We start from the raw sequence: 25,198 nt of genomic DNA, 5'->3' as shown, positions 1-25,198 counted from the left end.
GGGACACCGTGAGCGGCGGGGTGCCGGTCCGCGGCTCTCGGGGTGGGGGCGTCAGCGCCGGGTCAGGCCCCGGTCGATGGCGGTGATCAGCTCGCCGTCCGGGGTGTCCCCGTCGAGGGACCAGACCATCGCGCCGCCGAGCCCGCGCTGCCGGACGTAGGACGCCTTGGTGCGCAGCACGGCCGGGTCGTCGTACGTCCACAGGGTGGTGCCGTCGAAGAGCCAGGCGTGGCCGTTCTTCGGGTCCCGGTGCAGCGTGTACGTCCCCGACTCCGCCAGCTTCTTCAGGTTCTCGTAGTCCTCGGAGCCGGCCGCCCAGGTCGCCGGGGCGGGGCCGGCCGCGGGCTGTCCGAGCCCGTCGCCGCCCCCGGTCACGCCGGTCCAGCCCTGGCCGTAGAAGGGCATGCCGACCACGAGCTTGCGGGCGGGGGCGCCGCGCCGCAGCCAGGCCCGGACGGTCTGGTCGACGCTGAAGTCGTCCTCGGCGTAGAGCGCGGACTGCTGGGCGGTGGTCTTCTCGCCGGAGACGTGGAAGTCGTAGCCCTGGAGGTTCACGAAGTCGAAGTCCCGCATGATCTTCGCGACCTCGAAGCCCGCGTCGATCTTGGCGGGGGCGGTGGGCACGAACGCGCTGAGGTCGTAGTGCCTGCGCTGCGGGAGCGAGCGCCCGTAGGCGTCGAGCTGCGTGCGGAACTCCCGTACGAGCTTGGTGAAGTCGGTCTTGTCCTCCGGACGGACCGCGTTCCCCGGGGCGCCGTCCGAGCCCGGCCACTCCCAGTCCAGGTCGACGCCGTCGAAGACCCCGGCGGCGGCCCCGGCGCCGCCGCGGGCGCCGTCGACGGGCAGGTCGCCCTTGATGTACGTGTCGATGCAGGAGGCGACGAGGGCCTTGCGTCCGGTGTCGGTGCGCACCGCGTCCGAGAAGTGCGCGGAGCCGCTCCAGCCGCCCAGCGAGATCATGACCTTGAGGCCGGGGTGCGCGGCCTTGAGCTCGCGGAGCTCGTTGAAGTTCCCGGCGAGCCGCTGGTCGGCGGTGTCGCCGGCGCCGTCCACGGAGTTCGCGGCGTCGACGGGTCGGACGTAGTCGGCCCACGGGTCCGAGCCCGGGGCGTTGCCCATGACGCACCTGCCGTCCGGACCGACCACGCCGAAGGCGTAGTTGATGTGGGTCAGCTTGGCGGCCGTGCCGCTCGTCTCCAGATCCTTGACTTGGAAGTTCCGGCCGTAGATGCCCCATTGGGTGAAGTAGCCGACGCGCTTGGACGCGGGTGCGTGCGAGGGGTGCCGGTGCGTGTCGGTGTGGGCGTCGGCGGCGGGGGCCAGGGTGGCGAGGAGGCCGAGGGCGGCCGCTGCGGCGGTGCCGAAGGTCAGCGTGGTCAGGGCTCTGGGGCGCATGGGCTCGTTCCTGTGCGAGGCGGGAGGGAGCGTGCGGGCAGGAACTTATTGGTCTGGACCAATAGAGGTCAAGGGGTGCGGCGGCATCTTCCTGGAGTGACCGCGGGTAGCCCTGAACGTCATCACTTCGAGTGAAACTCTGGCCCATACTTGCGGATCGCGACCGTCGGTTGTCACGCTGTAGCTGTCAGTCAACCTGAGGGGAGTGTCCAGTGACGTTCGGTGAGCAGCCCGCCTATCTGCGCGTGGCGAGCGATCTGCGGGAGAAGATCGCCAACGGCTCGCTTCCGCCGCATACCCGTCTCCCCTCGCAGGCACGCATCCGCGAGGAGTACGGGGTGTCGGACACCGTCGCGCTGGAGGCCCGCAAGGTGCTCATGGCCGAGGGGCTGGTGGAGGGGCGCTCGGGGTCCGGGACGTACGTGCGCGAGCGCCCCGTGCCGCGGCGGATCGCCCGCTCCGGCTACCGGCCCGCGACCGGTGCCAGCCCCTTCCGCCAGGAGCAGGCCGCCGAAGGGGCCCGCGGCACCTGGGAGTCGCGCAGCGAGCAGGAGCCGGCGAGCCCGGAGGTGGCCGAGCGGCTCGGCATCGAGCCGGGGGAGCGGGTGATGCGCACGCGGTACGTGTACCGGGACGGGGGCGAGCCCATGATGGTCTCCACCTCCTGGGAGCCCCTCGCCGTCACCGGCCGGACACCCGTCATGCTGCCCGAGGAGGGCCCCCTGGGGGGCTGCGGCGTCGTCGAGCGCATGGCGGCGATCGACGTCGTCGTGGACAACGTGGTGGAGGAGGTCGGGGCCCGGCCCGGCCTCGCCGAGGAACTCGTGGCCCTGGGCGGGGTGCCGGGGCACGTGGTCATGGTCGTGGAGCGCACGTACTACGCCTCGGGCCGCGCCGTCGAGACGGCCGACGTCGTCGTCCCGGCCGACCGCTACCGCCTCACGTACCACTTGCCGGTGCGGTGAGCCGGGGCGGTCGGCGACCGCTCGGCGGGGTTCGGTGTCCGGCGGCGTGACCAGGAGTTAACAGGGCGTCAGTTCGTGTAACCGCCCGGCAATCGCGCGCCGTCGGCCCCCGTCACGCGCGGCTCCTACCTTCCTCGTCCGTACCCGCGCCCCGGTCGGACGACAGGAATCCTCATGACGGACACGGTCACCCCACCCACCCCGGACCAGGGCGCGGCCGCGCCGCCGCCCGCCGGACCCCGCCGCAGCTACGCCAAGCTGGCCGCGGACGAGAGCCGCGAGGACTACTCCCTGCGGTACGCCCCGCACTCCTTCCGGCGCTGGTCGCCCGGGACCGTCGCCGGCACCGCGCTCGGCGGCATCGCCTACCTCGCCGACTTCGCGATCGGCGCCTCGATCGTCTTCACCTACGGCTTCGGCAGCGGACTCGCCTCGATCCTCACCGCCGCCGCCCTCATCTTCCTCACCGGCATCCCCATCGCCCGGGCCTGCGCCACGTACGGCCTGGACATGGACCTCATCACCCGCGGCGCGGGCTTCGGCTACTTCGGCTCCACGCTCACCTCGCTCATCTACGCCTCCTTCACCTTCATCTTCTTCGCCCTCGAAGGCTCGATCATGGCCCAGGCCATGCACCAGGCCGTCGGCCTGCCGGTGGAGATCGGCTACCTCGTCACGACCCTGATCGTCATCCCGATCGTCTTCCGCGGCATGGGCGCCCTCGCCAAGGTGCAGGCCTGGACGCAGCCGATCTGGATCATCGGCCTGGTGCTGCCCTTCGCCGTGCTGGCCTTCGAGGCCCCCGACGCCTGGGGCGCCTTCGCCTCCTTCGGCGGTACGGAGGGCGCCGGCGCGGGCTTCTCGTGGATCGGCTTCGGCCTCGGCACCGGCGTCGCGCTCTCCCTGATCGCCCAGATCGGCGAACAGGCCGACTACCTGCGCTTCATGCCCGCCAAGACCGAGGCGAACAAGCGCCGGTGGAACCTCGCCGTGCTCGCCGCGGGTCCCGGCTGGGTCGTCATCGGCGCGGCCAAGCAGCTCGGCGGCGCCTTCCTCGCCTTCGTCGCCCTGGAGGCCGTCGGCAAGACCCACGCCCTGGAGCCGATCGCCCCGCAGATCGAGGCGCTCAGGCCCTGGCTCGGCACCTTCGCACTGCCCGCCGCCGCGCTCTTCGTGATCGTCTCCCAGATCAAGATCAACGTCACCAACGCCTACAGCGGCTCGCTGTCCTGGTCGAACTTCTTCTCCCGCGTCACCCACCGGCACCCCGGGCGCGTCTGGTACATCTTCCTCAACCTCGCCATCGCGCTGACGCTGATGGAGATGAACATGTTCGCCGCCCTGAACAAGCTGCTCGGGTTCTACTCCAACGTCGGCATCGCCTGGATCGCGGCCGTCGCCGCCGACCTCGTCGTCAACAAGCGGGCCGGCTGGAGCCCTCCGTACATCGAGTTCAAGCGCGCCTATCTGTACGCCGTGAACCCGGCCGGCTTCGGCGCCATGGTCATCGCCTCCGTCGTCTCGATCCTCGCCTTCTTCGGCCTCTTCGGCGCCTACGCCGAGGCGTTCTCCACCTTCATCGCCGCCGGTCTCGCCGTCGTCCTCTGCCCCCTCATCGCCTGGGCCACCAAGGGCCGCTACTACCTGGCCCGTCCCAACACCGTGAACGGCCCCGGCGCCGAGGTCGCCGACGAGCGCGCGACCCACACCTGCGCGGAGTGCGAGACGGCCTACGAACTGCCGGACATCGCCGACTGCCCGGTGCGCTCCGGCCCCGTCTGCTCCCTCTGCTGCTCGCTCGACGCCACCTGCGGGGACGTCTGCCGCAAGGACCCCGAGGCCGCGGGCGGCCCCGTCCTCATGCCGGTACCGGCCGTTCCCGCGGCGGCGCCCGTGGCGTGACCTTCGGCCTCCCTCCGTCGGTTCCCGGCCGATCCGTGCCTCTTTGTGTAAACCCGTATCCGCTGTGTGAAGGTCAGGCGTAAGCTCCGGCATATGCGGATTGCGGTTTCCCGGAGATCCTTAGCGGCACCCGGGCCGGCGGAGGGAGAAGTCTGATGGCCGACAGCAGCCCCGTCCTTTCCTGGCTCGTCATACGGCAGGACGACAACGGCAACCGCTACCGGGTGGGCCGGTACGCGACCAAGGACGAAGCCCAGAAGATCGCGGACAGCCTCGACGACCGCGGTCACAAGCAGCTCTACTGGGTCGAGCGCGTCGGCAGCCCCGCCCTCTGACCCCGGCGGCCCGGACTACGCTCGCGCCCATGACCGAACGCACCACCGGCCCCGCCGTGCCCCACGAGTCCCGTCCCGACACCGTGGTCGTCGTCGCGGGCGCCCTGTACGACGGGGGGCGGCTGCTCGCCGCGCGCCGCAGCGCCCCCGCCGAGCTCGCCGGCCGCTGGGAACTGCCCGGCGGCAAGCTCGAACCGGGCGAGAGCCCGGAAGAGGCCCTGGTCCGCGAGCTCCGGGAGGAACTCGGCGTCGAGGTCGAGCCGGGCGAACGCATCCCCGGCGAGTGGCCGCTGAAGCCCGGGTACGTCCTGCGGGTGTGGACCGCCCGGCTGCTCGCGGGCGAACCGCGCCCCCTGGAGGACCACGACGAACTCCGCTGGCTCTCCCGGCGCGAGCTCGACTCGGTCGACTGGCTCGACCAGGACCGCCCCGCCGTCGCCGAGGCCGCGCTGAGGCTGCCGGCGGACCCCTCCGGCGGAGCGCGCGGCTGAGTCCCTACGCCGTTCGTGCCACCGTGCGCCCGCTGACGCCCCGGCGGGATATCCCGTCCCAAATAGCGGGTATGTCCAGAATGACCCCTTGGGAGGGGGCATGGACCTTCCTGCGGACGCACGGCTGGGGAAGTGATCGGGTGTGATCGACACCGACGGCGAGCGCGCGGAGTGGAACTTCCCGGCGGAGGCGAACGCCGTGCGCACGGCACGCCACGCGGTGCGCGAGACCCTGCGCGCCTGGGACCTCGACAAGACACTCGGTGACGTGACCGTCCTGCTGGTCAGCGAGCTGGTGACCAACTCCCTGCGCTACGCCTCCGGCCCCATCGGGGTCCGGCTCGTCCGTCCCCACCACGACGGCGCCGACCCGGCGCATCCGCCGGCGCTCCTGGTGGAGGTCTCCGATCCGCTTCCGGATCCGCCGACCGAACGGATCCCGGGACCCGAGGACGAAGGGGGCCGCGGACTCGCGCTCGTGGCCTGTTCCGCTCGCCGCTGGGGAACCCGTAGAGGAAGGACGGGCAAAACCGTATGGTTCGAGCTGGCTCTCCCTGGTGAGTAAACAGGGTGGGACAACGATCACCGGTACTCGGCGAGGGACGAACGAGACCACCCTGTGATCGTGAACGTCGTGCCGTCGGGGCCTGCCGTATTGAATACTGCGGGCATGGCCGGTCCGGTGCGGTGAGCTGGAGGGGACGGTCGCGTGAGCGAGATACCTGAGACGGCGAGCGGCGGCGTCGTGTGGCAGAGCAGCCCGCCCGGCTCGATCTATGACTACATCCGGGTGGCGTCCTTCTCGATCGGGCCCGACGGCCTCGTCGAGCAGTGGAGCCGACGTGCCGTGGACCTCTTCGGGGTCACCGCCGAGGAGGCCAGGGGCAAGGACCCCGTCGAGGCCTTCATGCCCGCCGACCTGCGCGAGCGCGGCCACCGAAGGGTCAAGGAGATCCTCGACGGCAAGGAGTGGACGGGCCTTGTCCCGTTCCGCATGCCGGGCGAGGACCGGCCCCGGGGCATCGCCGAGATGTACGTCATGCCGAGCGAGACCCAGACCGGGGAGCGGGCCGCGCTGTGCATCGTCGTCGACGTGCGCGCCCTGCGTCGTATCGAGACCGACCTCGCCGCCTCCCAGGCGATATTCGGCCAATCTCCCTTCGGGTTCCTCCTCTTCGGCACGGACCTCACCGTGAAGCGGGCCAACCGGCGCTTCGCCACCGTCTTCGGCGGCGAGGCCGACGACCACCGGGGCCGGACCGTCCACGACTACCTGGGCCGCGCCGAGGCCGACCGGATGACCACCGCCCTCCGGCGGGTCCTGGAGACCGGGGAGTCCGTCACCGACTTCCAGATCGTCGGCGCCGCCCCCGGCGCCAGGGACCGCCGCCACTGGTCCATCAACCTGTACCGCGTGCACAGCGGCTCCGGCCGCCCGATCGGCGTCGCCGGGCTCGGCATCGACGTCACCCGCCGCCACAACGCCGCGAGGGAAGCCGCCAGCGCCCGCCGCAACCTCGCCCTCCTGAACGAGGCCGGCTCGCGCATCGGCAACTCCCTCGACCTGGAGGCCACCGCCCGCGAGCTCCTCGACGTCGCCGTCCCCGGCTTCTGCGACCTCGCCTCCGTCGACCTCTACCAGGGCCTCCTCACCGGCGACGAGGCACCGCCGGGCCGTTGGGGGCACTCCCACGACGTCGGATACGGGGCGGGCAGCGCCGAACTCCGCAGGGTCGCCTTCGCCAGCGCCGTCTCCGACACCCCCCTCAGGACCGACGAGGGCCACGCCCCCGGCAGCGGCTGTTGCGGGCCCGTACCCATCGAGGTGGGCGCCGTCCACCGCTACCCCTTCAACTCGCCCTGCGCCGGAGCCCTGCGCACCGGACGCGTCCGCACGGTCCCCGGCTCCGACGGCGACCTCGTCCAGTCCACCCTGGTCGTCCCGATGGTCGCCCACGACACCGTCGTCGGCCTCGTCCAGTTCTCCCGCACCAAGGGCAGCGAGCCCTTCGGGGAGCGCGACCGGGCCCTCGCCGTCGAACTCGCCGCCCGCGCCGCCGTCTGCATCGACAACGCGCGCCTCTACCGCCGCGAGCACGAGCGCGCCCTCATCCTCCAGCGCAGCCTGCTCCCGCCCGGCGACCCCGAGGCCGCCGGACTCGACATCGCCTGCCGCTACCTCCCCGGCACCGCCGCCACCGAGGTCGGCGGCGACTGGTTCGACGTCATCGAGCTCCCCGGCCACCGCACCGCCCTCGTCATCGGCGACGTCATGGGCCGGGGCCTGCGCGCCGCCGTCGCCATGGGCGAACTCCGCACCGCCGTCCGCACCCTCGCCCAGCTCGACCTGGAGCCCGCCGAAGTCCTCTCCCACCTCGACGAGATCGCCCGCGGCCTCGGCGCCCCCATCGGCGCCCAGCAGTCCCGCGCCCACAAGAACCGGGGCCCCGAACTCTCCGAGGTCTACCTCGCCACCTGCGTCTACGCCGTCTACGACCCGGTCACCCGCCGCTGCACCTTCGCCAACGCCGGGCACCTCCCGCCGGTGCTCGTCGCACCCGGCGAGGAGGCGACGCTCCTCGACGTGCCCCCCGGGATGCCGCTCGGCGTCGGCGGGGAACCCTTCGAGGAGGTCGAGGTCGAACTGCCCGAAGGCGCCCTCCTCGCCCTCTACACCGACGGGCTCGTCGAGTCCCGCGACCACCCCCTGGACGAAGGCCTGCAGGCCTTCCGGCGCGCCCTCACCGATCAGGACCGCCCCCTGGAGGACGTCTGCGACCGTGTCCTGACCAGCCTGAACACCGGTCACGGCGAGGACGACATCGCCCTCCTCATGGCCAGGATCCAGGGCCTGCCCAGCGAGGCGGTCGGCGACTGGCGGCTGCCCAGGGAACCCCGCTCGGTCGGCCGGGCCCGCGAACTCGCCCGCGCCCAGCTCGCGGCCTGGGACCTCGAACCGCTCGTCGACACCGTCGAACTCCTCGTCAGCGAACTCGTCACCAACGCCCTGCGCTACGGCGAGGGGGAGATCCGGCTGCGCCTCCTCCGCGACCGCACCCTCGTCTGCGAGGTCTGGGACTCCGGCCTGGTCCAGCCGCGGCGCCGGCGGGCCCGGGACACCGACGAGGGCGGCCGCGGCCTCCAGCTCGTCGGACTGCTCTCCGCGTCCTGGGGCTCGCGCCGCACCCCGCGCGGCAAGACCGTCTGGTTCGAACTGGCCCTGCCGGACGGGGAGGGGACGGCGGAGCCCACGGTGGAGCAGCTCCTGAGCATGTTCTGATGCCTGCCCGCGTACGGGATCAGGCCCGCGTACGAGACCAGGTCCGCGTACGGGATCAGGCCTTGAGCGCGGCCAGCCGGGCCTCGATCTCGGCGCTGTCGCCGAGCGCGTCCAGCTGCTCGAACTGGGCGTCGAGCGAGGAGGCGGCGAGCTCCTGCTTGCCCAGGGCCTTCGCCTCCTCCCGGCGCACCTTGTCCTCGAAGCGGCTCAGCTCACTCGTCGGATCGAGGACGTCGATGCTCTGCACGGCGTCCATCATCCGGTTCTGCGCCTGGGCCGACCTGGCCCGCGCGACCAGCTCGTCGCGTTTCGCCTTGAGCTCGCCGAGCTTGGCCTTCATCTGGTCGAGGCCGGTCCTGAGCTTCGCCACCACCTCGGTCTGCGCGGCGATCGTCGGCTCGGCGGTCTTCGCCTCCTTCTCCGACTGCAGCTGGCGGCCGAGGGCCACCTTCGCCAGGTTGTCGAAGCGGTCCGCCTCCGCCGTCTGCCCGCCGGCCCGCAGTTCGTCCGCCTTCCGGCTCGCGGCCAGCGCCTTGCCGCCCCACTCCTTCGCCGCGTCCACGTCCTCCTGATGGTCCTGCTCCATCAGCCGGAGGTTGCCGATGGTCGCCGCCACCGCCTCCTCCGCCTCCGCGATGTTGTTCGCGTAGTCGCGGATCAGCTGGTCCAGCATCTTCTGCGGATCCTCCGCCTGGTCGAGGAGGGCGTTGATGTTCGCCTTCGCCAGTTGGGTGACCCGGCCGAGAACGGTCTGTTTGCTGCTCATGCACTGCTCCTTGGGGATCCGGTGGAACTCAGAAACGGCCTCCGCCGCCCAGCCGGCCGCGCGTGCCGCTGCCGCCGAAGCTGCCGGGCCCGCCGCCGAAACCTCCGCCCCCGAACCCGCCCCCGCCGCCTCCGAACCCGCCCCCGCCTCTGCCGGACCCGCCGCCTCCGCCGAACAGGCCGCCGAGGATGATGCCGCCGAGTACCGCGCCGCCGAGCCCGCCGCCGCCTCCGCCCACCCCCGTCGCACCGCCCAGGCCGTTCGGGTTCCCGTACGTGCGGACGTCCTGCTCGGCGAGGTCCTGGGCGCGCCGGGCCAGCGCGTCCGCCTGCTGGGCCTCCGTCAGGGCCGCCTGAGGGTCGCCGTCGGCGGCGAGCGCACGCGCCTTCTCCCAGCGTCGCCCGGCCTCGGCCAGCCGCGTACGGGCCTCGCTGCCCACCGCGCCCCGGTGCGTGGTGATGTAGTCGGAGGCCGCTCCGATCGTCGAACGGGCCGTCAGCATCACCTGGTCGAGGAGCGTGCGGGCGCGCCGCGTCCCCGACTCGCGCTCCCGCGCGCCTTCGAGGGTCTCGTCGAGCACCGCGTCGGCCTCCTCGACCCGGCGCAGCGCGTCGATCGGGTCGTACCGCCCGGCGTCCACCCCGCGCCGCACCTCGGCGGTCACCGACTCGGCGCGGGCGATCCGGCCCTGGAGGTCGGCCGTCGACACCCCCTCGGCCGTCCCCTTCAGCAGCCCCCGCGCCTCCGCCAGGTCCGCGTCCGTCTCCGCGAGCGCGCCCGTCAGCTTCCCCACGGCCTCGGCCAGGTCCTTCGCCCGCCGGTCCACCGCCTCGATCAGCCGGGCCGCCTGGTCCACGGCACCCTCGGCGGCCCGGATGTGCACGGCGGCCCCGCCGTTGTCACCGGCGTCGATCTGCCGGCGGGCCCGGTCGACATGGGCCGTCGCGAACACGAGCCGGTCCTTCGCCTGCTCGACGTCGCCGGCGACGGGCGCGGCCGCCGACTCGGCGTACCGCTCGCGCATCGCGGTCAGCGCCGCCTCGGCCGTCCCGATCCGCCCGGTCTGCTCCCGGAAGGCCGCCTCCACGACGGCCAGCGCCTCCGGGGCCGTGCGCTCCAGGGCCCGGAGCCGGTCGAAGTCCTCCGTCTCGGCGTCGAGGCGGGCGTTCGCCTCGGCGCAGCGGCGGAGGATCTCGTCCAGCATGCTCCGGCGGGTCGAGTCGTCCTCGGGGAAGGAGTCGTCGAGCTTCTGCCGCAGCCGGAACGAGGCCGTCAGCTGCTCCTCGGCGAAGTCGACGGCCTCCGTGAAGGGACGCACCGCCTCCTCGCCGAACTGGGCGGACGCGAAGCCGAGTTCCTCCTTGCTGGTGCGGACGGCGTCGTCGGTGGCGACCAGCGTCCGCCGGGCCTGTCCGTCGAGCTCCTCCAGGGACGGCGGTGCGGTCTCCTTCGGCGGGCCCCACCCCTGGGGGTTCCGCGGCGTGGTGCGGGTCTCGGCGCGGCGCCGCCGTTTGGTGTACGCGTAGGCCGCCACGGCCCCCGCGCCGCCGACGAGGACCAGGGGCAGGACGAGGTCGGTCGCCGAGGTGCCGCCGTCGGCCGCGCCGCCGGGGTCGGCGGGGCCGGGGGTGAGCGTCGGGGTGGGGACGGGCTGCCCGGCGAGGACGGCGGCGTAGCCGTTCGCCGCGCCGATGGCGGCACCGGCCCAGTCGTTCTGTCGCAGGGCCGGTTCGATCGCGGTGCGCGCGACCTCGTCGAGCTGGGGCTGGGTGAAGCGGGAGGCGGGGTCGGCCGAGTAGCCGTACAGCCGCTCGTGGGTGGCGACCGCGAGCAGGACGTCGTCGGCGCCGAGCCCGTTGCGCTCGGCGGTGGCGTCGGCCCAGCTGTTGCCCGAGCGCCCGGAGAAGTCCCGTACGTAGACGACGAAGAGCTGGACGCGCCGGTCGTCGTAGAGCCGGTCGAGGGCCCGGACCACCTCGGCGCGGCGGTCGCCGAGGGCGTCCACCCGGTCGGTGATCTGTCCGTCCCGGGACAGGGCGACGGGGTCGTCGGCGTGGGCACCGTGTACGGCGGGCACGAGGAGCCACCACGCCGCCACCAGCACCGCGAGAAGGGCTCGGGTGGCTATTCGCGTCACAAAGGGGAGGCTATGTCCACGTATGCCCGCTCGCGACTGGACCCGTGGCGTCCGGAAACCGCTCCGGGCGCCCGGGCGTCACTGTCAGTAGTCACCGCTACGGTGGTTTCCAGTGACGCGACGGCTCTTGGGGGGTTCGGGTGGACGGACGGCTGAGGCGTGTGTGGAGGCGGGGGCGCTGGTTCGTCCTCGGTGTCGTCCTGCTGCTCGTGGTGCCCCCGCTCTTCGGCGCCCTCGCCCTGCGCGTCAGCTACACGGGCGACCTCGGGGACGACGCCCGGACCCGCGGCAAGGACGCCTTCTGGGTCGGGCACGCCTGGGTCGACGGACGGAAGAAGGACGCCGACCTGAAGGCCCTCGCCGCGCGGCTCAAGGGCGGCGGCATACGCGACCTGTACGTGCACGCGGGGCCCCTGGAGCACGACGGGACCCTGCCGGCGGCGAAGTACCCCCGCGCCCGCTGGCTGATCGACGGGATGCACCGCGTGCTGCCGGGGATACGGGTGCAGGCGTGGCTGGGCGACGTCCTGGCCACCGAAGGGCCCGTGGGGCTGCGCCTGGCGGACGCCGGATCGCGCCGCGCCGTGGTGGGCTCGGCCCGGCAGGTCCTCGACGCCGGCTTCGACGGGGTCCACTTCGACCTGGAGCCGCTGCACTCCGACGACCGGGACTACCTCTCCCTCCTCGACGACCTCGGGAGGCTGACCCGGGCCCGCAAGGCCCCGCTCTCGGTCGCCGCCCACCAGATCGACCCGCTGCCGGGCGCCCACACGGTCCTGGGCGCGGTCAGTTCCAACGGCAGCGAGAAGTGGTGGTCGCAGGAGTTCTTCGGCGAGGTCGCCCGGCGCGTCGACCAGATCGCCGTCATGTCGTACGACACCTGGATGCCGCTGGAGAGCCTCTACGGCGGGTACGTCGCCCGGCAGACGGTCCTCGCCCTCGAAGCGACCCCCGAGACCACCGACCTGCTCATCGGCCTGCCCTTCTTCCACGAGGACGACCTCGGCCACCACGAGGACGCGGAGACGGTCGCCGCGGCCGTCAGGGGCGCGAGACTCGGCCTCGGCCGCACCGACCCCGGCCGCGAGCGGTTCGGCCTCGCGCTCTACGTCGACTTCGCGGCGGAGGAGGGGGACTGGGCGGCCTACCGTGAGGGCTGGCTCTGACGGGGGCGCCCCCGGGGCCGCGGGAGGTCACGCCTTCCGGCGCCTGATCGTCTTCCCGAGCCAGACCAGCGGGTCGTACTTCCGGTCCACGACCCGCTCCTTCAGCGGGATCAGGGCGTTGTCGGTGATCCGGATGGACTCCGGGCAGACCTCGGTGCAGCACTTGGTGATGTTGCAGTAGCCGAGGCCGTGCTCCTCCTGCGCGGTCCGCCGCCGGTCGAGTCCGGCCTCCTCCGCCGCGTCCAGAGGATGCATGTCGAGCTCCGCGACCCGCATGAGGAAGCGGGGCCCGGCGAAGGCCTCCTTGTTCTCCTCGTGGTCGCGCACCACATGACAGGTGTCCTGGCACAGGAAGCACTCGATGCACTTCCTGAACTCCTGCGAGCGGTCCACGTCCTCCTGCCGCATCCGGTACTCGCCGGGGCCGAGACCGGCGGGCGGCACGAAGGCCGGGATCTCCCGGGCCTTCACGTAGTTGAAGGAGACGTCCGTGACCAGGTCGCGGACGACGGGGAACGCCCGCATCGGGGTGACGGTGACCACCTCGTCCCGCGCGAAGACCGACATCCGGGTCATGCACATCAGCCGGGGCCGTCCGTTGATCTCGGCCGAGCACGACCCGCACTTGCCGGCCTTGCAGTTCCACCGCACGGCCAGGTCGGGGGCCTGGGTGGCCTGGAGGCGGTGCACGATGTCGAGGACCACCTCGCCGTCGTGCACCTCGACGGTGTAGTCGGTCAGCTCCCCGCCGCCGGGGTCGCCGCGCCAGATCCGGAAGTGGGCCTGATACGTGCTCATGCGTCCAGCTCCTCCTCCGCCAGGTACTTCGCCAGCTCCTCCTTGTCGAAGAGGGCGAGCAGATCGGCCCTGATGGGCTCGGTGCGCACCCGTTCGAGCGTGATGCCGCCGTCCCCGGCCCGGCAGAGCAGGTTCACCGGGCGCCAGGACCGCTCCATCGCCGGCCGGTCCTCGCGGGTGTGCCCGCCCCGGGACTCGGTGCGCTCCAGGGCGGCCCGGGCGACGCACTCGCTCACCAGGAGCATGTTCCGCAGGTCGAGGGCGAGGTGCCAGCCGGGGTTGAACTGCCGGTGCCCCTCGACCGCGATCCGCCGGGCCCGCTCCCGCAGCGCGGCGATCCGCTCCAGGGCCTCGGCCATCTCGCCCTCCCGTCGGATGATCCCGACGAGGTCGTTCATCGTCTGCTGGAGCTCCTGGTGGAGCGTGTACGGGTTCTCCCCGCCGCCCTCCGAGGAGCCGTCGAACGGGGCCAGCGCCTCCGCCCGCGCCGCCGCCACCGCCTCCTCGCCGACCTCGGCGGTCGCCGCGCCCGCCGCGTACCGGGCCGCGTGCAGCCCGGCCCGGCGTCCGAAGACCAGCAGGTCGGAGAGCGAGTTCCCGCCGAGCCGGTTGGAGCCGTGCATGCCGCCCGCCACCTCGCCCGCCGCGAAGAGACCGGGCACCCCGACCGTGGCGGTCGTCTCCGACTCGACGGCGACACCGCCCATCACGTAGTGGCAGGTCGGTCCGACCTCCATCGCCTCGGCCGTGATGTCGACGTCCGCCAGCTCTTTGAACTGGTGGTACATCGACGGCAGCCGCCGCTTGATGGTCTCCGCCGGCATCCGGGTCGACACGTCCAGGAACACCCCGCCGTGCGGGGAGCCGCGCCCCGCCTTCACCTCGGCGTTGATGGCCCGCGCCACCTCGTCGCGCGGCAGCAGCTCGGGCGGGCGCCGGTTGTTCTCCGGGTCCTCGTACCAGCGGTCGCCCTCCTCCTCCGACTCGGCGTACTTCTCCTTGAAGACGTCGGGGACGTAGTCGAACATGAAGCGCCGGCCCTCGGAGTTCCGCAGCACGCCGCCGTCGCCGCGTACGGACTCGGTGACCAGGATCCCCTTCACCGACGGCGGCCAGACCATGCCGGTCGGGTGGAACTGCACGAACTCCATGTTCACCAGGGGCGCCCCGGCGAGCAGGGCGAGCGCCTGGCCGTCGCCCGTGTACTCCCAGGAGTTCGAGGTCACCTTGAAGGACTTGCCGATGCCGCCGGTCGCGAGGACGACCGCGGGCGCCTCCAGGACGAGGAAGCGCCCGCTCTCCCGCTCGTAGCAGAAGACCCCGGCGACGTTCCCCGACCCGTCCTTGAGGACGCGGGTGACGGTGAACTCCTGGAAGACCTTCAGGCGCGCCTCGTGGTCGCCGGTCTCCCGGTGGTCCTCCTGCTGGAGTCCGACCACCTTCTGCTGGAGGGTCCGCAGGAGTTCCAGACCGGTGCGGTCGCCGACGTGCGCGAGCCGCGGGTACTCGTGGCCGCCGAAGTTGCGCTGCGAGATCCGGCCGTCCGGCGTCCGGTCGAAGAGCGCGCCCCAGGTCTCCAGCTCCCAGACCCGCTCGGGCGCCTCCTGGGCGTGCAGCTCGGCCATCCGCCACTGGTTGAGGAACTTCCCGCCGCGCATGGTGTCCCGGAAGTGCGTCTTCCAGTCGTCGTGCTCGTTGGCGTTCGCCATGGAGGCGGCGATCCCGCCCTCGGCCATCACCGTGTGCGCCTTGCCGAAGAGGGACTTGCAGATGACGGCGGTGCGCGCGCCGGCCCGGCGCGCCTCGATCGCGGCCCGCAGCCCGGCGCCGCCCGCGCCGACCACCACCACGTCCCACCGCTGCCGTTCCACGGAGCTCACAGGACTCATGTCAGAAGAACCTCGGGTCGTCGAAGGCGCCGGTGGCGAGCAGATACACGTACAGGTCACAGACGGCGACGCTGATCAGCGACGCCCAGGCGAGTTGCATGTGACGCCGGTTCAGGCGCCCGACCCAGGTCCACAGCCGGTAGCGGACGGGATGCTTCGAGAAGTGCCTCAGGCGGCCGCCGACGATGTGCCGGCAGGAGTGGCAGGAGAGGGTGTACGCCCAGATGAGGACGATGTTGACGAGGAAGACCAGCGTCCCGAGCCCGGCGTGGCCCCACGCGTAGTGGGAGTCCCGGAAGGTCAGCGCGGTGTCGTACGTGAGGATCCCGGCGACCGGCAGCGCCGCGTAGAAGAAGTACCGGTGGAGGTTCTGCAGGAGCAGCGGGAAGCGGGTCTCGCCGGTGTACGCGCGGTGGGGTTCGGCGACCGCGCAGGCCGGGGGAGCGGCCCAGAAGCTCCGGTAGTACGCCTTGCGGTAGTAGTAGCAGGTCAGCCGGAAGCCCAGCGGGAAGACCAGGATCAGCAGGGCGGGGGAGAGCCCCCACCAGCTGCCGAAGAGCGCCCAGTTCGGCCCGCCGCGCATGGGGACGCAGTTGTCCGCGAGGCAGGGCGAGTAGAACGGGGAGACGTAGGGCGCGGCGTAGTAGTGGGCGTTGGCGAACGCCCGCCACGTCGAGTACGCGACGAAGGCGAGCAGTCCGGCGGCGGTGGCGGCGGGCGAGAGCCACCAGCGGTCGGTGCGCAGATGGCGGGCGGCGATGGAGGCGCGCCCCGGGGAGCGCACCCCCGTCGCCGCTCGGTGACTCGTCGGGGGTTGAGTACCTGTGGCCAACTAGGGCCTCCTCGGCTCTACGGCGCGTGGTGGTCGCGTGCTCCCAGGCCTTCGTCGTCGACGTCGGTCCACTTCCCGGCGTCGTACGGGGCGTCGGGGATGGTCACCATGCTCTCCGCACGGCCGGAGGCGGGTGCGGAAGGCGCGCCCCGCTCCGTCCCGACGCGGCGCTCCAGTTCCTCGACCGTGTGTTCCAGGTCCTGCAAGCGGCGCTTGACGGCCGCCAGATCGTCCTGAACGGACATGGTTGCCCTCACCTTCGTGAGTGTCGCGCGTCACATCCCGCTTGGGAAGTCGTGTGCACGGGCGGTTGGGCCGCACGAGTGGGGTTTGCCGACCGTGCGGCCGTGTCGCCGTGGCCGGATCCGATCCGTCCTTTTCAGTGTATGAGCAATAGGTCTGATCATCTCCAAATGGAATAAATCTGGACGAAGGGGTACAAGTCATGTCCCAGATCGGCGCCCCTCGCGGGAGGACATGCTCACGGAGCCCCCGCTCCCGCACGCTCCGCTCCGTCGCCACCCTCACCAGCGCGGTCCTCGCGGTCACCGTCCTCGCCGGCTGCAGCTCCGGCGACGAGTCCGACGAGGCCTCCGCCGCGGCCCAGGACAACGCGCCCGCGGCGCGCGACCGGGTCGCCGACGGCGGCACCCTGCGCTGGGCGGTCGACGCGCTGCCCACCACGCTCAACACCTTCCAGGCCGACGCCGACGGCACCACCTCGCGCATCGCGGGAGCCGTGCTCCCCGCCCTCTACACGCTCGACGAGCGGGGCAGGCCGCGGCTCAACCCCGACTACCTGGAGTCCGCGCAGGTCGTCGAGACCGAACCCAAGCAGGTCGTCCTCTACAAGCTCAACCAGCAGGCGGTGTGGAGCGACGGACGCGAGATCGGGGCCGCCGACTTCGTGGCCCAGTGGCGCGCGCTGAGCGGCCGGGACACCGCGTACTGGACCGCCCGCAACTCCGGCTACGAGCGGATCGAGAAGATCGAGCGGGGCAAGAACGACCTGGAGGTGCGGGTCACCTTCGCCAAGCCCTACGCCGACTGGCAGTCCCTCTTCACGCCCCTCTACCCCAAGCAGGTGATGGGCTCCCCGAACGACTTCAACGACGGGGCGCGCACCAGCCTCAAGGCCACCGCAGGACCGTTCCTGCTGAAGACCATCGACCGCAAGGGCGGCGACGTCACCCTCACCCGCAACCCCCGCTGGTGGGGCCAGCAGGCCAAGCTGGACAGCCTCGTCCTCAAGGCCGTCCCCCGGGCCGACCGGACCGCCGCGCTCGCCGCCGGCAGCATCGACCTGGCCGAGATCGACCGGTCCACCGCCGAGCGGATCGCCCTCGCCCTCCGGGACGCCCGGGCCGGCCGGAACGGCGCCCAGGCCGCCCTCGCCCACGGCCCCGGCTCCGCGATCACCCCCTCCAAGGCCCTCCGGTCCTGGGCCCTCGCCCACGGCTCCGACGACGAGAAGGCGGCGGAGGTCAAGGCCGCCCGCAAGAAGAACCAGGAGGCGATCGAGCGGTACGCGAACGCTCAGGACGCCCTGGCGAAGTTCGTGGTCCGCAAGTCCCTGGAGCCCGCCTACACCCAGCTCTCGCTGAACGGCGAGTCCGGCCCGCTGGCCGACGAGCGGGTCCGGCGCGCGGTGGCCCGCGCCATCAACCGCCAGGAGCTCGCCGAGTCCGTGCTCAAGCCGCTCGGCCTCCCCGCCAAGCCCCCCGGCAGCCACCTCGCCCTCGCGGGCCAGGCGGCGTACGCGGACAGCAGCGACGCGCTCGGCGGCCAGGACACCAAGGAGGCGCAGGCGCTCCTCGCCGACGCGGGCTGGGTCCCGGGCGGCGCGCTCCGCAAGCCCGCCGGCACGAAGGCGGGCAGCGAGTCGGAGAAGAAGGAGGCCGAGAAGAAGGAGGCCGAGAAGAAGAAGGAGGCCGAGAAGAAGGAGGAGGGCTCGACCGACGCCAAGAAGCAGGCGAGCGACACCGCCTCCGACGAGGGCCTCTACATCGTCGGCGACGACAAGCCCGGAGACTCCGGCGACGACAGGCCCGGCGACAGCCCCGCTGCCCCCGCCGTCGGCGCGAACGGCCCCGGGAACGGCGGCACCGTCCTCGCCCCGGCCCCCGACGCCGCCGGTCAGAGCGCCGCGCTCCTCGCCCGCGCCGAGGCCCTCGACACCGGGACCGGCTCCGCCGCCCGCGCCGCGCAGTCGGTCGCCAAGCCGGACAAGGGCGTGGCCGGGGCCTACGCCCCGCGCGGCACCGCCGCCCCCGTGACGGTTCCCGACGCCGGGCAGGCCAAGACGCTCGGCAAGGACGGCAAGGCGCTCAGCCTCCGCTTCGTCCTGCCGTCCGGGCCGGGCTCCGAGTCGCTGCGGGCGGTCGGGGACCGGATCGTCCGGATGCTCGACGCGGTCGGGATCCGCACCGAGGTCACCAAGGTCTCCGACGACAGCTTCTTCAAGGACCACGTGGCCTCGGGCGACTACGACCTGGCCCTCTACTCCTGGCCCGCCTCCGCCTTCCCGGCGACCGACGCCCGGCCGATCTTCGCCAAGCCCGAGCCGGCCTCGGACGGCTCGCTGCTGGTCGAGCAGAACTACTCCCGGGTCGGCACCGACCGGATCGACCAGCTGTTCGACCAGGCGGCCGGGACGCTCGACGAGGACGAGGCCCGCGAGCTCGTCCGCCAGGCCGACGCCCGGATCTGGGCCGCGGCCGGCTCCATCCCCCTCTACCAGCGCCCCCAGCTCGTCGCCGCCAGGGCCGACCTCGTGAACGCCGGAGCCTGGGGCCTCGCCGCCCCCCGCTACCAGGACATCGGGTTCAAGAAGCCCGAAACGACCAAGGGTACCGAGCGCAACCGCTGAAAGTGCAGGTCACAACCTCAGAAGCAGCTCAAGTTCCTTGCCCGCCGGTGACCCCGGCGGGCAGGATCGCGTCGGCCCTTTGACCCGGTCGCACGACCCCCTGCACGGCCCCCCACACCCTTGAAAACCCTCAGGATTACCACTCGGATCTTGGCCGGGGAAGCCCCTTGCGCGGCAGCCCCGTACCATAGGACATAGCCGTGGCGCGTCCGCCCGGCGGGCGTACGAGGAACTGACGCCGCATCCCACGATCCGAGAGAAGCGCAAGCACCCATGCCCACGCGCCACGACATCCGTAACGTCGCCATCGTCGCCCACGTCGACCATGGCAAGACGACCATCGTCGACGCCATGCTCAAGCAGGCCGGTGCCTTCGCCGCCCACCAGCAGCTCGACGACCGCATGATGGACTCGAACGACCTGGAGCGTGAGAAGGGCATCACGATCCTCGCCAAGAACACGGCGGTGAAGTACCACCCCAAGGACGGCGGGGCCCCGATCACGATCAACATCATCGACACCCCCGGCCACGCCGACTTCGGTGGCGAGGTCGAGCGCGGTCTGTCGATGGTGGACGCGGTCGTCCTCCTCGTGGACGCCTCCGAGGGTCCGCTCCCGCAGACCCGCTTCGTGCTGCGCAAGGCCCTCCAGCAGCGCAAGCCCGTCATCCTCTGCATCAACAAGACGGACCGCCCGGACTCCCGGATCGACGAGGTCGTCAACGAGACCTACGACCTCTTCCTTGACCTGGACGCCGACGAGGACCAGATCGAGTTCCCGATCGTCTACGCCTGCGGCCGCGACGGCATCGCCTCGCTGACCAAGCCGGCGGACGGCACGGTCCCGCAGGACTCCGAGAACCTGGAGCCGTTCTTCTCCACGATCCTGGAGCACGTCCCGGCCCCGTCGTACGACGAGGAGGCGCCGCTCCAGGCCCACGTCACCAACCTCGACGCCGACAACTTCCTCGGCCGCATCGCGCTGCTCCGCGTCGAGCAGGGCGAGCTGCGCAAGGGCCAGACGGTCGCGTGGATCAAGCGGGACGGCACGATCTCCAACGTCCGCATCACCGAGCTGATGATGACCGAGGCGCTCACCCGCAAGCCGGCCGAGGTCGCCGGCCCCGGTGACATCTGCGCCGTCGCCGGTATCCCCGACATCATGATCGGCGAGACCCTGGCCGACCCGGAGAACCCGATCGCGCTGCCGCTGATCACGGTCGACCAGCCGGCCATCTCCATGACCATCGGCACCAACACCTCGCCGCTCGTCGGCCGCGGCGGCACCGGCAAGGGCGCCGACGCGAAGACGGCCGTGAAGGACCGCAAGGTCACCGCCCGCCAGGTGAAGGACCGCCTGGACCGCGAGCTCATCGGTAACGTCTCGCTCCGCGTCCTCGACACCGAGCGCCCGGACGCCTGGGAGGTCCAGGGCCGTGGTGAGCTCGCGCTCGCCATCCTGGTCGAGCAGATGCGCCGCGAGGGCTTCGAGCTCACCATCGGCAAGCCGCAGGTCGTCACCAAGGAGGTCGACGGCAAGATCCACGAGCCCGTCGAGCGCCTCACGGTCGACGTCCCCGAGGAGCACATGGGCGCGGTCACGCAGCTCATGGGTGTCCGCAAGGGCCGCATGGACAACATGTCGAACCACGGCTCCGGCTGGGTCCGCATGGAGTTCGTCGTTCCGTCCCGTGGCCTCATCGGCTTCCGTACGGAGTTCCTCACCAACACCCGCGGTACGGGCATCGCCCACTCGATCCACGAGGGCCACGAGCCGTGGTTCGGCCAGCTGACGACCCGTAACAACGGCTCGCTGGTCGCCGACCGCGCCGGTGCGGTCACCGCCTTCGCGATGACCAACCTCCAGGAGCGCGGCGTCCTGTTCACCGACCCCGGCACCGAGGTGTACGAGGGCATGATCGTCGGCGAGAACTCCCGCTCCGACGACATGGACGTGAACATCACCAAGGAGAAGAAGCTCACCAACATGCGCTCCTCCTCCGCCGACTCCTTCGAGGCGATCGTCCCGCCGCGGAAGCTCTCCCTGGAGCAGTCCCTGGAGTTCTGCCGCGACGACGAGTGCGTCGAGGTCACCCCGGAGGCCGTGCGCATCCGCAAGGTCGTCCTGGACCAGAAGGAGCGCGGTCGTTCCGCTTCCCGCGCCAAGAACGGCTGAGTAAGGTCGCATACGGCCGAGCACGGCGGGGTAGATCATGGTTCTGTGATCTTCGCCGCTCTCGGTTGACATGACGTCGGCACCGGAGCCCGGGCCCCCACAGGCACTGTGGGGGCCCGGGCTTTTCGTCAACCCGGGTCAACGTTCAGTCAAGTCCATTTCGGAGTCGAGGTGTCCGCATATCGGCGATCGCTCTCCGGTACGTGTGTTAACAGTCCGTTTCGGGCGTGTCTGTCTGTGCTCAGTTTGTCCGGATTTCGGTCTCCGGGGGCATCGCGATGTTGTCAAAACGAGACCGCTTAAGTGTGGTTTACAGCCCGGACGTACTTAATAGTTGGCTCCATTGAGCTCGGGTCAATGGGTCACGCACTGTGGGGAGTGCCGACTCACGAGCACACTCGGGGCACTTGAGTCCAAAGCCGTCAGGGGTGTCGGCGAAACTCGAAGTGCCCCTCTTGTAGTGACAAAGTGGACTCATGAGGAGGAACCCATGCGCGGTGCCAAGAGCGCCAAGTGGGTAACGGGCGCGATCATCGTCGCCCTTGCTGCGACCGCCTGTGGCGGGGGTAAGAGCGACGGCGGCAGCGACGCCAAGGGCGCTGTTGACCCGAACGGAATCTTCTCCATCGAGCTGGGCGAGCCTGAGAAGCCCCTGCTCACCGGTGACACGATGGAGTCCAACGGCTCCGCCGTCATGGCCGGCCTGTTCTCGACCCTGGTCGACTACAAGGCCGACGGCTCCCTGGAGATGATCAACGCCGAGTCGGTCACCACGACGGACTCGAAGACGTGGACCGTCAAGCTCAAGCCGGGCTGGACCTTCCACGACGGCACCCCGGTGACCTCCAAGTCCTACGTGGACGCGTGGAACTGGAACGCCAGCCTGAAGAACGCCCAGGGCCTCGCGTCCTGGTTCGCGGACATCAAGGGCTTCGACAAGGTCCACCCGGACGCCGAGGGTGCGAAGCAGACCGCCGACAAGCTCGAGGGTCTGAAGGTCGTCGACGAGAACACCTTCACGATCGAGCTCTCGAAGGCCGTCCCGTACTTCGGTCACAAGCTGGCCTACATCGTCTTCGCCCCGCTGCCGGAGTCCTTCTACAAGCTCTCCCCGGCCCAGCGCGGCGCGGCCCCGGTCGGCAACGGTCCCTACAAGTTCAAGAGCTGGGACCACAAGAAGAAGATCGAGATCACCCGGTACGACGGCTACAAGGGCCCGAACAAGGCGAAGAACGGCGGTGTGGTCTTCAAGAACTACACCACCCTCGAGGCCGCGTACGAGGACCTGAAGTCCGGCAACGTCGACGTCCTGCGTCAGCTTGCCCCGAAGGACCTCCCGGTCTACCGCCAGGACCTCGGCGACCGCGCCGTGGACCAGCCGTACTCCGCGATCCAGACCATCGCCGTCGCCTTCTACGCCGACCAGTGGAAGAAGCCGAAGCAGGTCGACCCGCGCGTCATCCAGGGTCTGTCCATGGCGATCGACCGCGCCACCATCACCAAGACGGTGCTGAACGGCACGCGTGAGCCCGCGACCGGCTGGGTCGCGAAGGGCGTCCTGGGCTTCCAGGAGGACGGCGGCAACGGCGTCACCAAGTACGACCCCGCCAAGGCCAAGGAGCTCATCAAGGCCGGCGGCGGCGTCCCGGGCAACAAGATCTCGATCCAGTACAACGCCGACGGTGGCCACAAGGAGTGGGTGGAGGCCGTCTGCAACTCCATCCAGCAGGCCACCAGCGTCCAGTGCGTCGGCGACGGCAAGCCGGACTTCCAGGCCGACCTGACCGCTCGTAAGACGAAGCAGGTCAAGTCGCTCTACCGCTCCGGCTGGGTGCTCGACTACCCGGTGAACGCCAACTTCATCTCGGACCTGTTCCGCACGGGTGCCGGCGGCAACCAGGGCGACTTCTCCAACAAGGAGCTGGACGCCAAGATCGCGAAGGCCGACTCCGCCACGACCCTTGACGAGTCCGTCAAGGCGTACCAGGCGATCGAGAAGGACCTCAAGAACTACATGCCGTCCATCCCGCTCTGGTACTACAAGGTCAACGCGGGCTTCTCCGAGAAGGTCTCGGGTGTCGCCTACGGCCAGGACGGCGACCCGATCCTGACCGGCGTCGAGGTCAAGAAGTAATCACCCAAGCGTAGTCCGCACACCGTCACGGGACTTGACGGATCGTCAAGTCCCGTCTCGGTGCCTTACGCAGCGGCTGGGGGGCCCTTCCACGACATCAGCGTGCCCGGATCCGGGCATGCTGTCGGGGGAGGGCCCGTCGGTTGCGCTGTCACATCTCAACGGAGGCATGATGGGGCGTTATGTCGCACGACGACTGCTCCAGATGATCCCGGTTTTCCTCGGGACAACCCTGCTGATCTTCCTCATGGTGCACAGCCTGCCCGGTGACCCCGTGCTGGCGATGTTCGGCGACAAGGGCGCCGACCCGGCGACGCTCGCCGCGAAGCGCCACGAGCTGGGTCTCGACAGGTCCTTGCCGGTGCAGTACGTCACGTACATGCGGGACATGATCCTTCACCTGGACTTCGGTACCCAGATCCGCAACGGTCTGCCGGTCACCGATGTGCTGGGCGGCGCGTTCCCCATCACGCTCCAGCTGGCCGCCCTCGCGTTCGCGATCGAGCTCGTCTTCGGTATCGGACTGGGCATCATCGGCGGTCTGCGCGCCGGCCGCCTGGCCGACAACCTGATCCTGATCTTCACCCTGCTGATCATCTCGATCCCGGTCTTCGTCCTCGGCTACATCATCAAGATGGTGTTCGCCTTCAACCTGGGCTGGATCGCGCCGAACGTCAGCACCGAGCCCGTGCTCAGCGAGATGATCGCTCCGGCCATTGTGCTCGGCGGTCTCTCCCTCGCCTATGTGGCGCGGCTCACCCGTACCTCCATGGCGGAGAACCTGCGCGCCGACTACATGCGCACGGCCGTCGCCAAGGGCCTGCCGCGGCGCCGCGTCATCGGCGTCCACCTCATGCGCAACTCGATGATCCCCGTGGTCACCTTCCTCGGCACCGACATCGGCGCCCTCATGGGCGGCGCGGTCGTCACCGAGGCGATCTTCAACATCCACGGCGTCGGCGGTGTCATCGCCGACTCGATCTCCCGGCGCGAAGGCGCGACCCTGGTGGGCCTCGTCACCATCCTGGTGATCGTCTACCTCGTCACCAGCCTGCTCATCGACCTGCTGTACGCGGTCCTGGACCCGAGGATCCGGTATGCCTGACGTGACCAAGACCGCCACGGCCGTCGAGGACGCCGTCGCCACCCCCTCGGTGGACGCGTCCGCTCCGGCCGCGAAGCAGGAGAAGGCCCGCAGCCTCTGGGGCGACGCCTGGGCCGACCTGCGCCGCAACCCGTACTTCATCGTCTCGTCGATCCTGATCGCGCTGCTGCTGCTCGTCTCGGCGTGGCCGACCCTGTTCACCAGCGCGTCCCCGACCGCCGGTGACCTGGTCCACCACTTCCTGAGCAAGCCCGAGCTGAGCAAGGTCGGTTCGCCCGAGTGGCTCGGTTACGACCAGCAGGGCCGCTCCGTCTACGCCCGACTGATCCACGGCACCCGCGCCTCGGTCACCGTCGGCGTCGCCGTCACCGCGATCGTCACCATCCTCGGCGGCGTCCTGGGCATGATCGCCGGCTACTTCGGCGGCTGGGTCGACGCGCTGCTCTCCCGGCTCACCGACGTCTTCTTCGGCATCCCGTTCCTGCTCGGCTCCATGGTCGTCCTCCAGGCCTTCGTCGAGCGGACCGTCTGGGTCGTCGTCTTCGCCCTCGCGTTCCTCGGCTGGACCCAGATCACCCGCGTCATGCGCGGTGCCGTGATCACGGTCAAGCAGGCCGACTACGTCCACGCGGCCAAGGCCCTGGGCGCCGGCACCGTCCGGATCCTCTTCCGGCACATCCTGCCGAACGCCATGGCCCCCGTGATCGTCGTCGCGACCATCGCGCTCGGCGGCTACATCTCGGCCGAGGCGACCCTGTCCTTCCTGGGTCTGGGCCTCGCCGCCCCGACCGTCTCGTGGGGTGTCGACATCTCCGCGGGTGTCGCCCAGATCCGAGTGGCCCCGCACGTCCTGCTCTGGCCCTCGATCATGCTGAGCCTCACCGTTCTGGCGTTCATCATGCTCGGCGAAGCCGTCCGCAACGCCCTCGACCCCAAGCTGCGCTGAGGAGGGCGTAACA

At 71.0% G+C, this 25,198-nt stretch carries 19 protein-coding genes; 12 read left to right on the top strand and 7 right to left on the bottom strand.

Annotated features, from left to right (window positions below; all coding sequences use genetic code 11):
- Nucleotides 1–51: 51 nt before the first annotated feature.
- Nucleotides 52–1,395, bottom strand: a complete 1,344-nt coding sequence (locus tag GGE06_RS20765) for a glycoside hydrolase family 18 protein (protein ID WP_116159053.1) — start codon at nucleotides 1,393–1,395, stop codon at nucleotides 52–54.
- A 212-nt stretch (nucleotides 1,396–1,607) separates the two neighbouring features.
- On the opposite strand from GGE06_RS20765, the gene GGE06_RS20760 reads away from it, so the two are divergent.
- The 6 genes from GGE06_RS20760 (at nucleotide 1,608) to GGE06_RS20735 (ending at nucleotide 8,368) form a co-directional block, all read left to right on the top strand.
- Complete coding sequence (locus GGE06_RS20760) at nucleotides 1,608–2,360, top strand: GntR family transcriptional regulator (protein WP_116159052.1); 753 nt, start codon at nucleotides 1,608–1,610, stop codon at nucleotides 2,358–2,360.
- Between the two features lie 174 nt (nucleotides 2,361–2,534).
- Nucleotides 2,535–4,262 (top strand): purine-cytosine permease family protein, encoded by a 1,728-nt coding sequence (locus tag GGE06_RS20755; RefSeq protein WP_116159051.1) that lies wholly within the window; start codon nucleotides 2,535–2,537, stop codon nucleotides 4,260–4,262.
- 155 nt (nucleotides 4,263–4,417) lie between these two features.
- On the top strand, nucleotides 4,418–4,597 hold the full coding sequence (locus GGE06_RS20750; RefSeq protein ID WP_041131060.1) for an SPOR domain-containing protein: 180 nt from the start codon (nucleotides 4,418–4,420) through the stop codon (nucleotides 4,595–4,597).
- 29 nt (nucleotides 4,598–4,626) lie between these two features.
- Entirely contained in the window at nucleotides 4,627–5,088 is a 462-nt protein-coding gene (locus tag GGE06_RS20745) for a (deoxy)nucleoside triphosphate pyrophosphohydrolase (protein WP_116159050.1), read from the top strand.
- 142 nt (nucleotides 5,089–5,230) lie between these two features.
- Nucleotides 5,231–5,653 carry an ATP-binding protein gene (locus tag GGE06_RS20740; protein WP_116159049.1) on the top strand — a complete coding sequence of 141 codons (423 nt, stop codon included), beginning with the start codon at nucleotides 5,231–5,233 and terminating at the stop codon, nucleotides 5,651–5,653.
- Between the two features lie 144 nt (nucleotides 5,654–5,797).
- The gene (locus GGE06_RS20735) at nucleotides 5,798–8,368 is read left to right on the top strand and encodes a SpoIIE family protein phosphatase (RefSeq protein ID WP_116159048.1); all 2,571 of its coding nucleotides are present in this window, start codon (nucleotides 5,798–5,800) and stop codon (nucleotides 8,366–8,368) included.
- A gap of 55 nt (nucleotides 8,369–8,423) precedes the next feature.
- On the opposite strand, the gene GGE06_RS20730 is transcribed toward GGE06_RS20735, so the two are convergent.
- On the bottom strand, nucleotides 8,424–9,134 hold the full coding sequence (locus GGE06_RS20730; RefSeq protein ID WP_116159047.1) for a PspA/IM30 family protein: 711 nt from the start codon (nucleotides 9,132–9,134) through the stop codon (nucleotides 8,424–8,426).
- Nucleotides 9,135–9,162: 28 nt separating this feature from the next.
- Complete coding sequence (locus tag GGE06_RS20725; RefSeq protein ID WP_116159046.1) at nucleotides 9,163–11,271, bottom strand: TPM domain-containing protein; 2,109 nt, start codon at nucleotides 11,269–11,271, stop codon at nucleotides 9,163–9,165.
- Between the two features lie 140 nt (nucleotides 11,272–11,411).
- On the opposite strand from GGE06_RS20725, the gene GGE06_RS20720 reads away from it, so the two are divergent.
- Complete coding sequence (locus tag GGE06_RS20720) at nucleotides 11,412–12,437, top strand: glycoside hydrolase family 18 protein (RefSeq protein ID WP_376773569.1); 1,026 nt, start codon at nucleotides 11,412–11,414, stop codon at nucleotides 12,435–12,437.
- 27 nt (nucleotides 12,438–12,464) lie between these two features.
- Here the strand turns inward: GGE06_RS20720 and GGE06_RS20715 are convergent, their stop codons facing one another.
- Genes GGE06_RS20715 through GGE06_RS20700 form a run of 4 tightly spaced genes read right to left on the bottom strand, consistent with a single transcriptional unit; the run spans nucleotide 12,465 to nucleotide 16,201 of the window.
- Nucleotides 12,465–13,235 carry a succinate dehydrogenase/fumarate reductase iron-sulfur subunit gene (locus tag GGE06_RS20715; RefSeq protein WP_116159045.1) on the bottom strand — a complete coding sequence of 257 codons (771 nt, stop codon included), beginning with the start codon at nucleotides 13,233–13,235 and terminating at the stop codon, nucleotides 12,465–12,467.
- A complete protein-coding gene (locus GGE06_RS20710; RefSeq protein WP_184931601.1) occupies nucleotides 13,232–15,115 on the bottom strand; it encodes a fumarate reductase/succinate dehydrogenase flavoprotein subunit in 1,884 nt (627 codons plus the stop codon). The genes GGE06_RS20715 and GGE06_RS20710 overlap by 4 nt, the downstream gene beginning before the upstream one ends.
- A gap of 10 nt (nucleotides 15,116–15,125) precedes the next feature.
- Nucleotides 15,126–15,956, bottom strand: a complete 831-nt coding sequence (gene sdhC, locus GGE06_RS20705) for a succinate dehydrogenase subunit SdhC (RefSeq protein ID WP_184931440.1) — start codon at nucleotides 15,954–15,956, stop codon at nucleotides 15,126–15,128.
- 17 nt (nucleotides 15,957–15,973) lie between these two features.
- Nucleotides 15,974–16,201 (bottom strand): Rv0250c family protein, encoded by a 228-nt coding sequence (locus tag GGE06_RS20700; protein WP_116159042.1) that lies wholly within the window; start codon nucleotides 16,199–16,201, stop codon nucleotides 15,974–15,976.
- A 200-nt stretch (nucleotides 16,202–16,401) separates the two neighbouring features.
- Between GGE06_RS20700 and GGE06_RS20695 the strand changes: the two genes are divergently transcribed.
- The 5 genes from GGE06_RS20695 (at nucleotide 16,402) to GGE06_RS20675 (ending at nucleotide 25,185) form a co-directional block, all read left to right on the top strand.
- Nucleotides 16,402–18,825 (top strand): ABC transporter family substrate-binding protein, encoded by a 2,424-nt coding sequence (locus GGE06_RS20695; protein ID WP_184931439.1) that lies wholly within the window; start codon nucleotides 16,402–16,404, stop codon nucleotides 18,823–18,825.
- 273 nt (nucleotides 18,826–19,098) lie between these two features.
- Nucleotides 19,099–21,000, top strand: a complete 1,902-nt coding sequence (gene typA, locus GGE06_RS20690) for a translational GTPase TypA (RefSeq protein WP_116159040.1) — start codon at nucleotides 19,099–19,101, stop codon at nucleotides 20,998–21,000.
- A 490-nt stretch (nucleotides 21,001–21,490) separates the two neighbouring features.
- On the top strand, nucleotides 21,491–23,134 hold the full coding sequence (locus GGE06_RS20685) for a peptide ABC transporter substrate-binding protein (protein WP_116159039.1): 1,644 nt from the start codon (nucleotides 21,491–21,493) through the stop codon (nucleotides 23,132–23,134).
- 172 nt (nucleotides 23,135–23,306) lie between these two features.
- Nucleotides 23,307–24,239 (top strand): ABC transporter permease, encoded by a 933-nt coding sequence (locus GGE06_RS20680; RefSeq protein WP_181924858.1) that lies wholly within the window; start codon nucleotides 23,307–23,309, stop codon nucleotides 24,237–24,239.
- Nucleotides 24,232–25,185, top strand: a complete 954-nt coding sequence (locus GGE06_RS20675; protein WP_116159037.1) for an ABC transporter permease — start codon at nucleotides 24,232–24,234, stop codon at nucleotides 25,183–25,185. The genes GGE06_RS20680 and GGE06_RS20675 overlap by 8 nt, the downstream gene beginning before the upstream one ends.
- Nucleotides 25,186–25,198 lie beyond the last annotated feature (13 nt).

Origin of the sequence: Streptomyces nymphaeiformis (assembly GCF_014203895.1) — a bacterium.
Classification (GTDB): Bacteria; Actinomycetota; Actinomycetes; order Streptomycetales; family Streptomycetaceae; genus Streptomyces; species Streptomyces nymphaeiformis.
The sequence above is the reverse complement of the archived record's forward strand: the minus strand, read 5'-3'. Positions and strand labels throughout refer to the sequence as shown.

Coding starts and splice junctions, on each gene's coding strand:
- GGE06_RS20745 (WP_116159050.1), top strand. CDS start 4,627: ATGACCGAACGCACCACCGGCCCCGCCGTGCCCCACGAGTCCCGTCCC.
- GGE06_RS20755 (WP_116159051.1), top strand. CDS start 2,535: ATGACGGACACGGTCACCCCACCCACCCCGGACCAGGGCGCGGCCGCG.
- GGE06_RS20765 (WP_116159053.1), bottom strand. CDS start 1,395: ATGCGCCCCAGAGCCCTGACCACGCTGACCTTCGGCACCGCCGCAGCG.
- GGE06_RS20675 (WP_116159037.1), top strand. CDS start 24,232: ATGCCTGACGTGACCAAGACCGCCACGGCCGTCGAGGACGCCGTCGCC.
- GGE06_RS20685 (WP_116159039.1), top strand. CDS start 21,491: ATGCGCGGTGCCAAGAGCGCCAAGTGGGTAACGGGCGCGATCATCGTC.
- GGE06_RS20730 (WP_116159047.1), bottom strand. CDS start 9,134: ATGAGCAGCAAACAGACCGTTCTCGGCCGGGTCACCCAACTGGCGAAG.
- GGE06_RS20700 (WP_116159042.1), bottom strand. CDS start 16,201: ATGTCCGTTCAGGACGATCTGGCGGCCGTCAAGCGCCGCTTGCAGGAC.
- GGE06_RS20715 (WP_116159045.1), bottom strand. CDS start 13,235: ATGAGCACGTATCAGGCCCACTTCCGGATCTGGCGCGGCGACCCCGGC.
- GGE06_RS20680 (WP_181924858.1), top strand. CDS start 23,307: ATGGGGCGTTATGTCGCACGACGACTGCTCCAGATGATCCCGGTTTTC.
- GGE06_RS20750 (WP_041131060.1), top strand. CDS start 4,418: ATGGCCGACAGCAGCCCCGTCCTTTCCTGGCTCGTCATACGGCAGGAC.
- typA (WP_116159040.1), top strand. CDS start 19,099: ATGCCCACGCGCCACGACATCCGTAACGTCGCCATCGTCGCCCACGTC.
- GGE06_RS20695 (WP_184931439.1), top strand. CDS start 16,402: ATGTCCCAGATCGGCGCCCCTCGCGGGAGGACATGCTCACGGAGCCCC.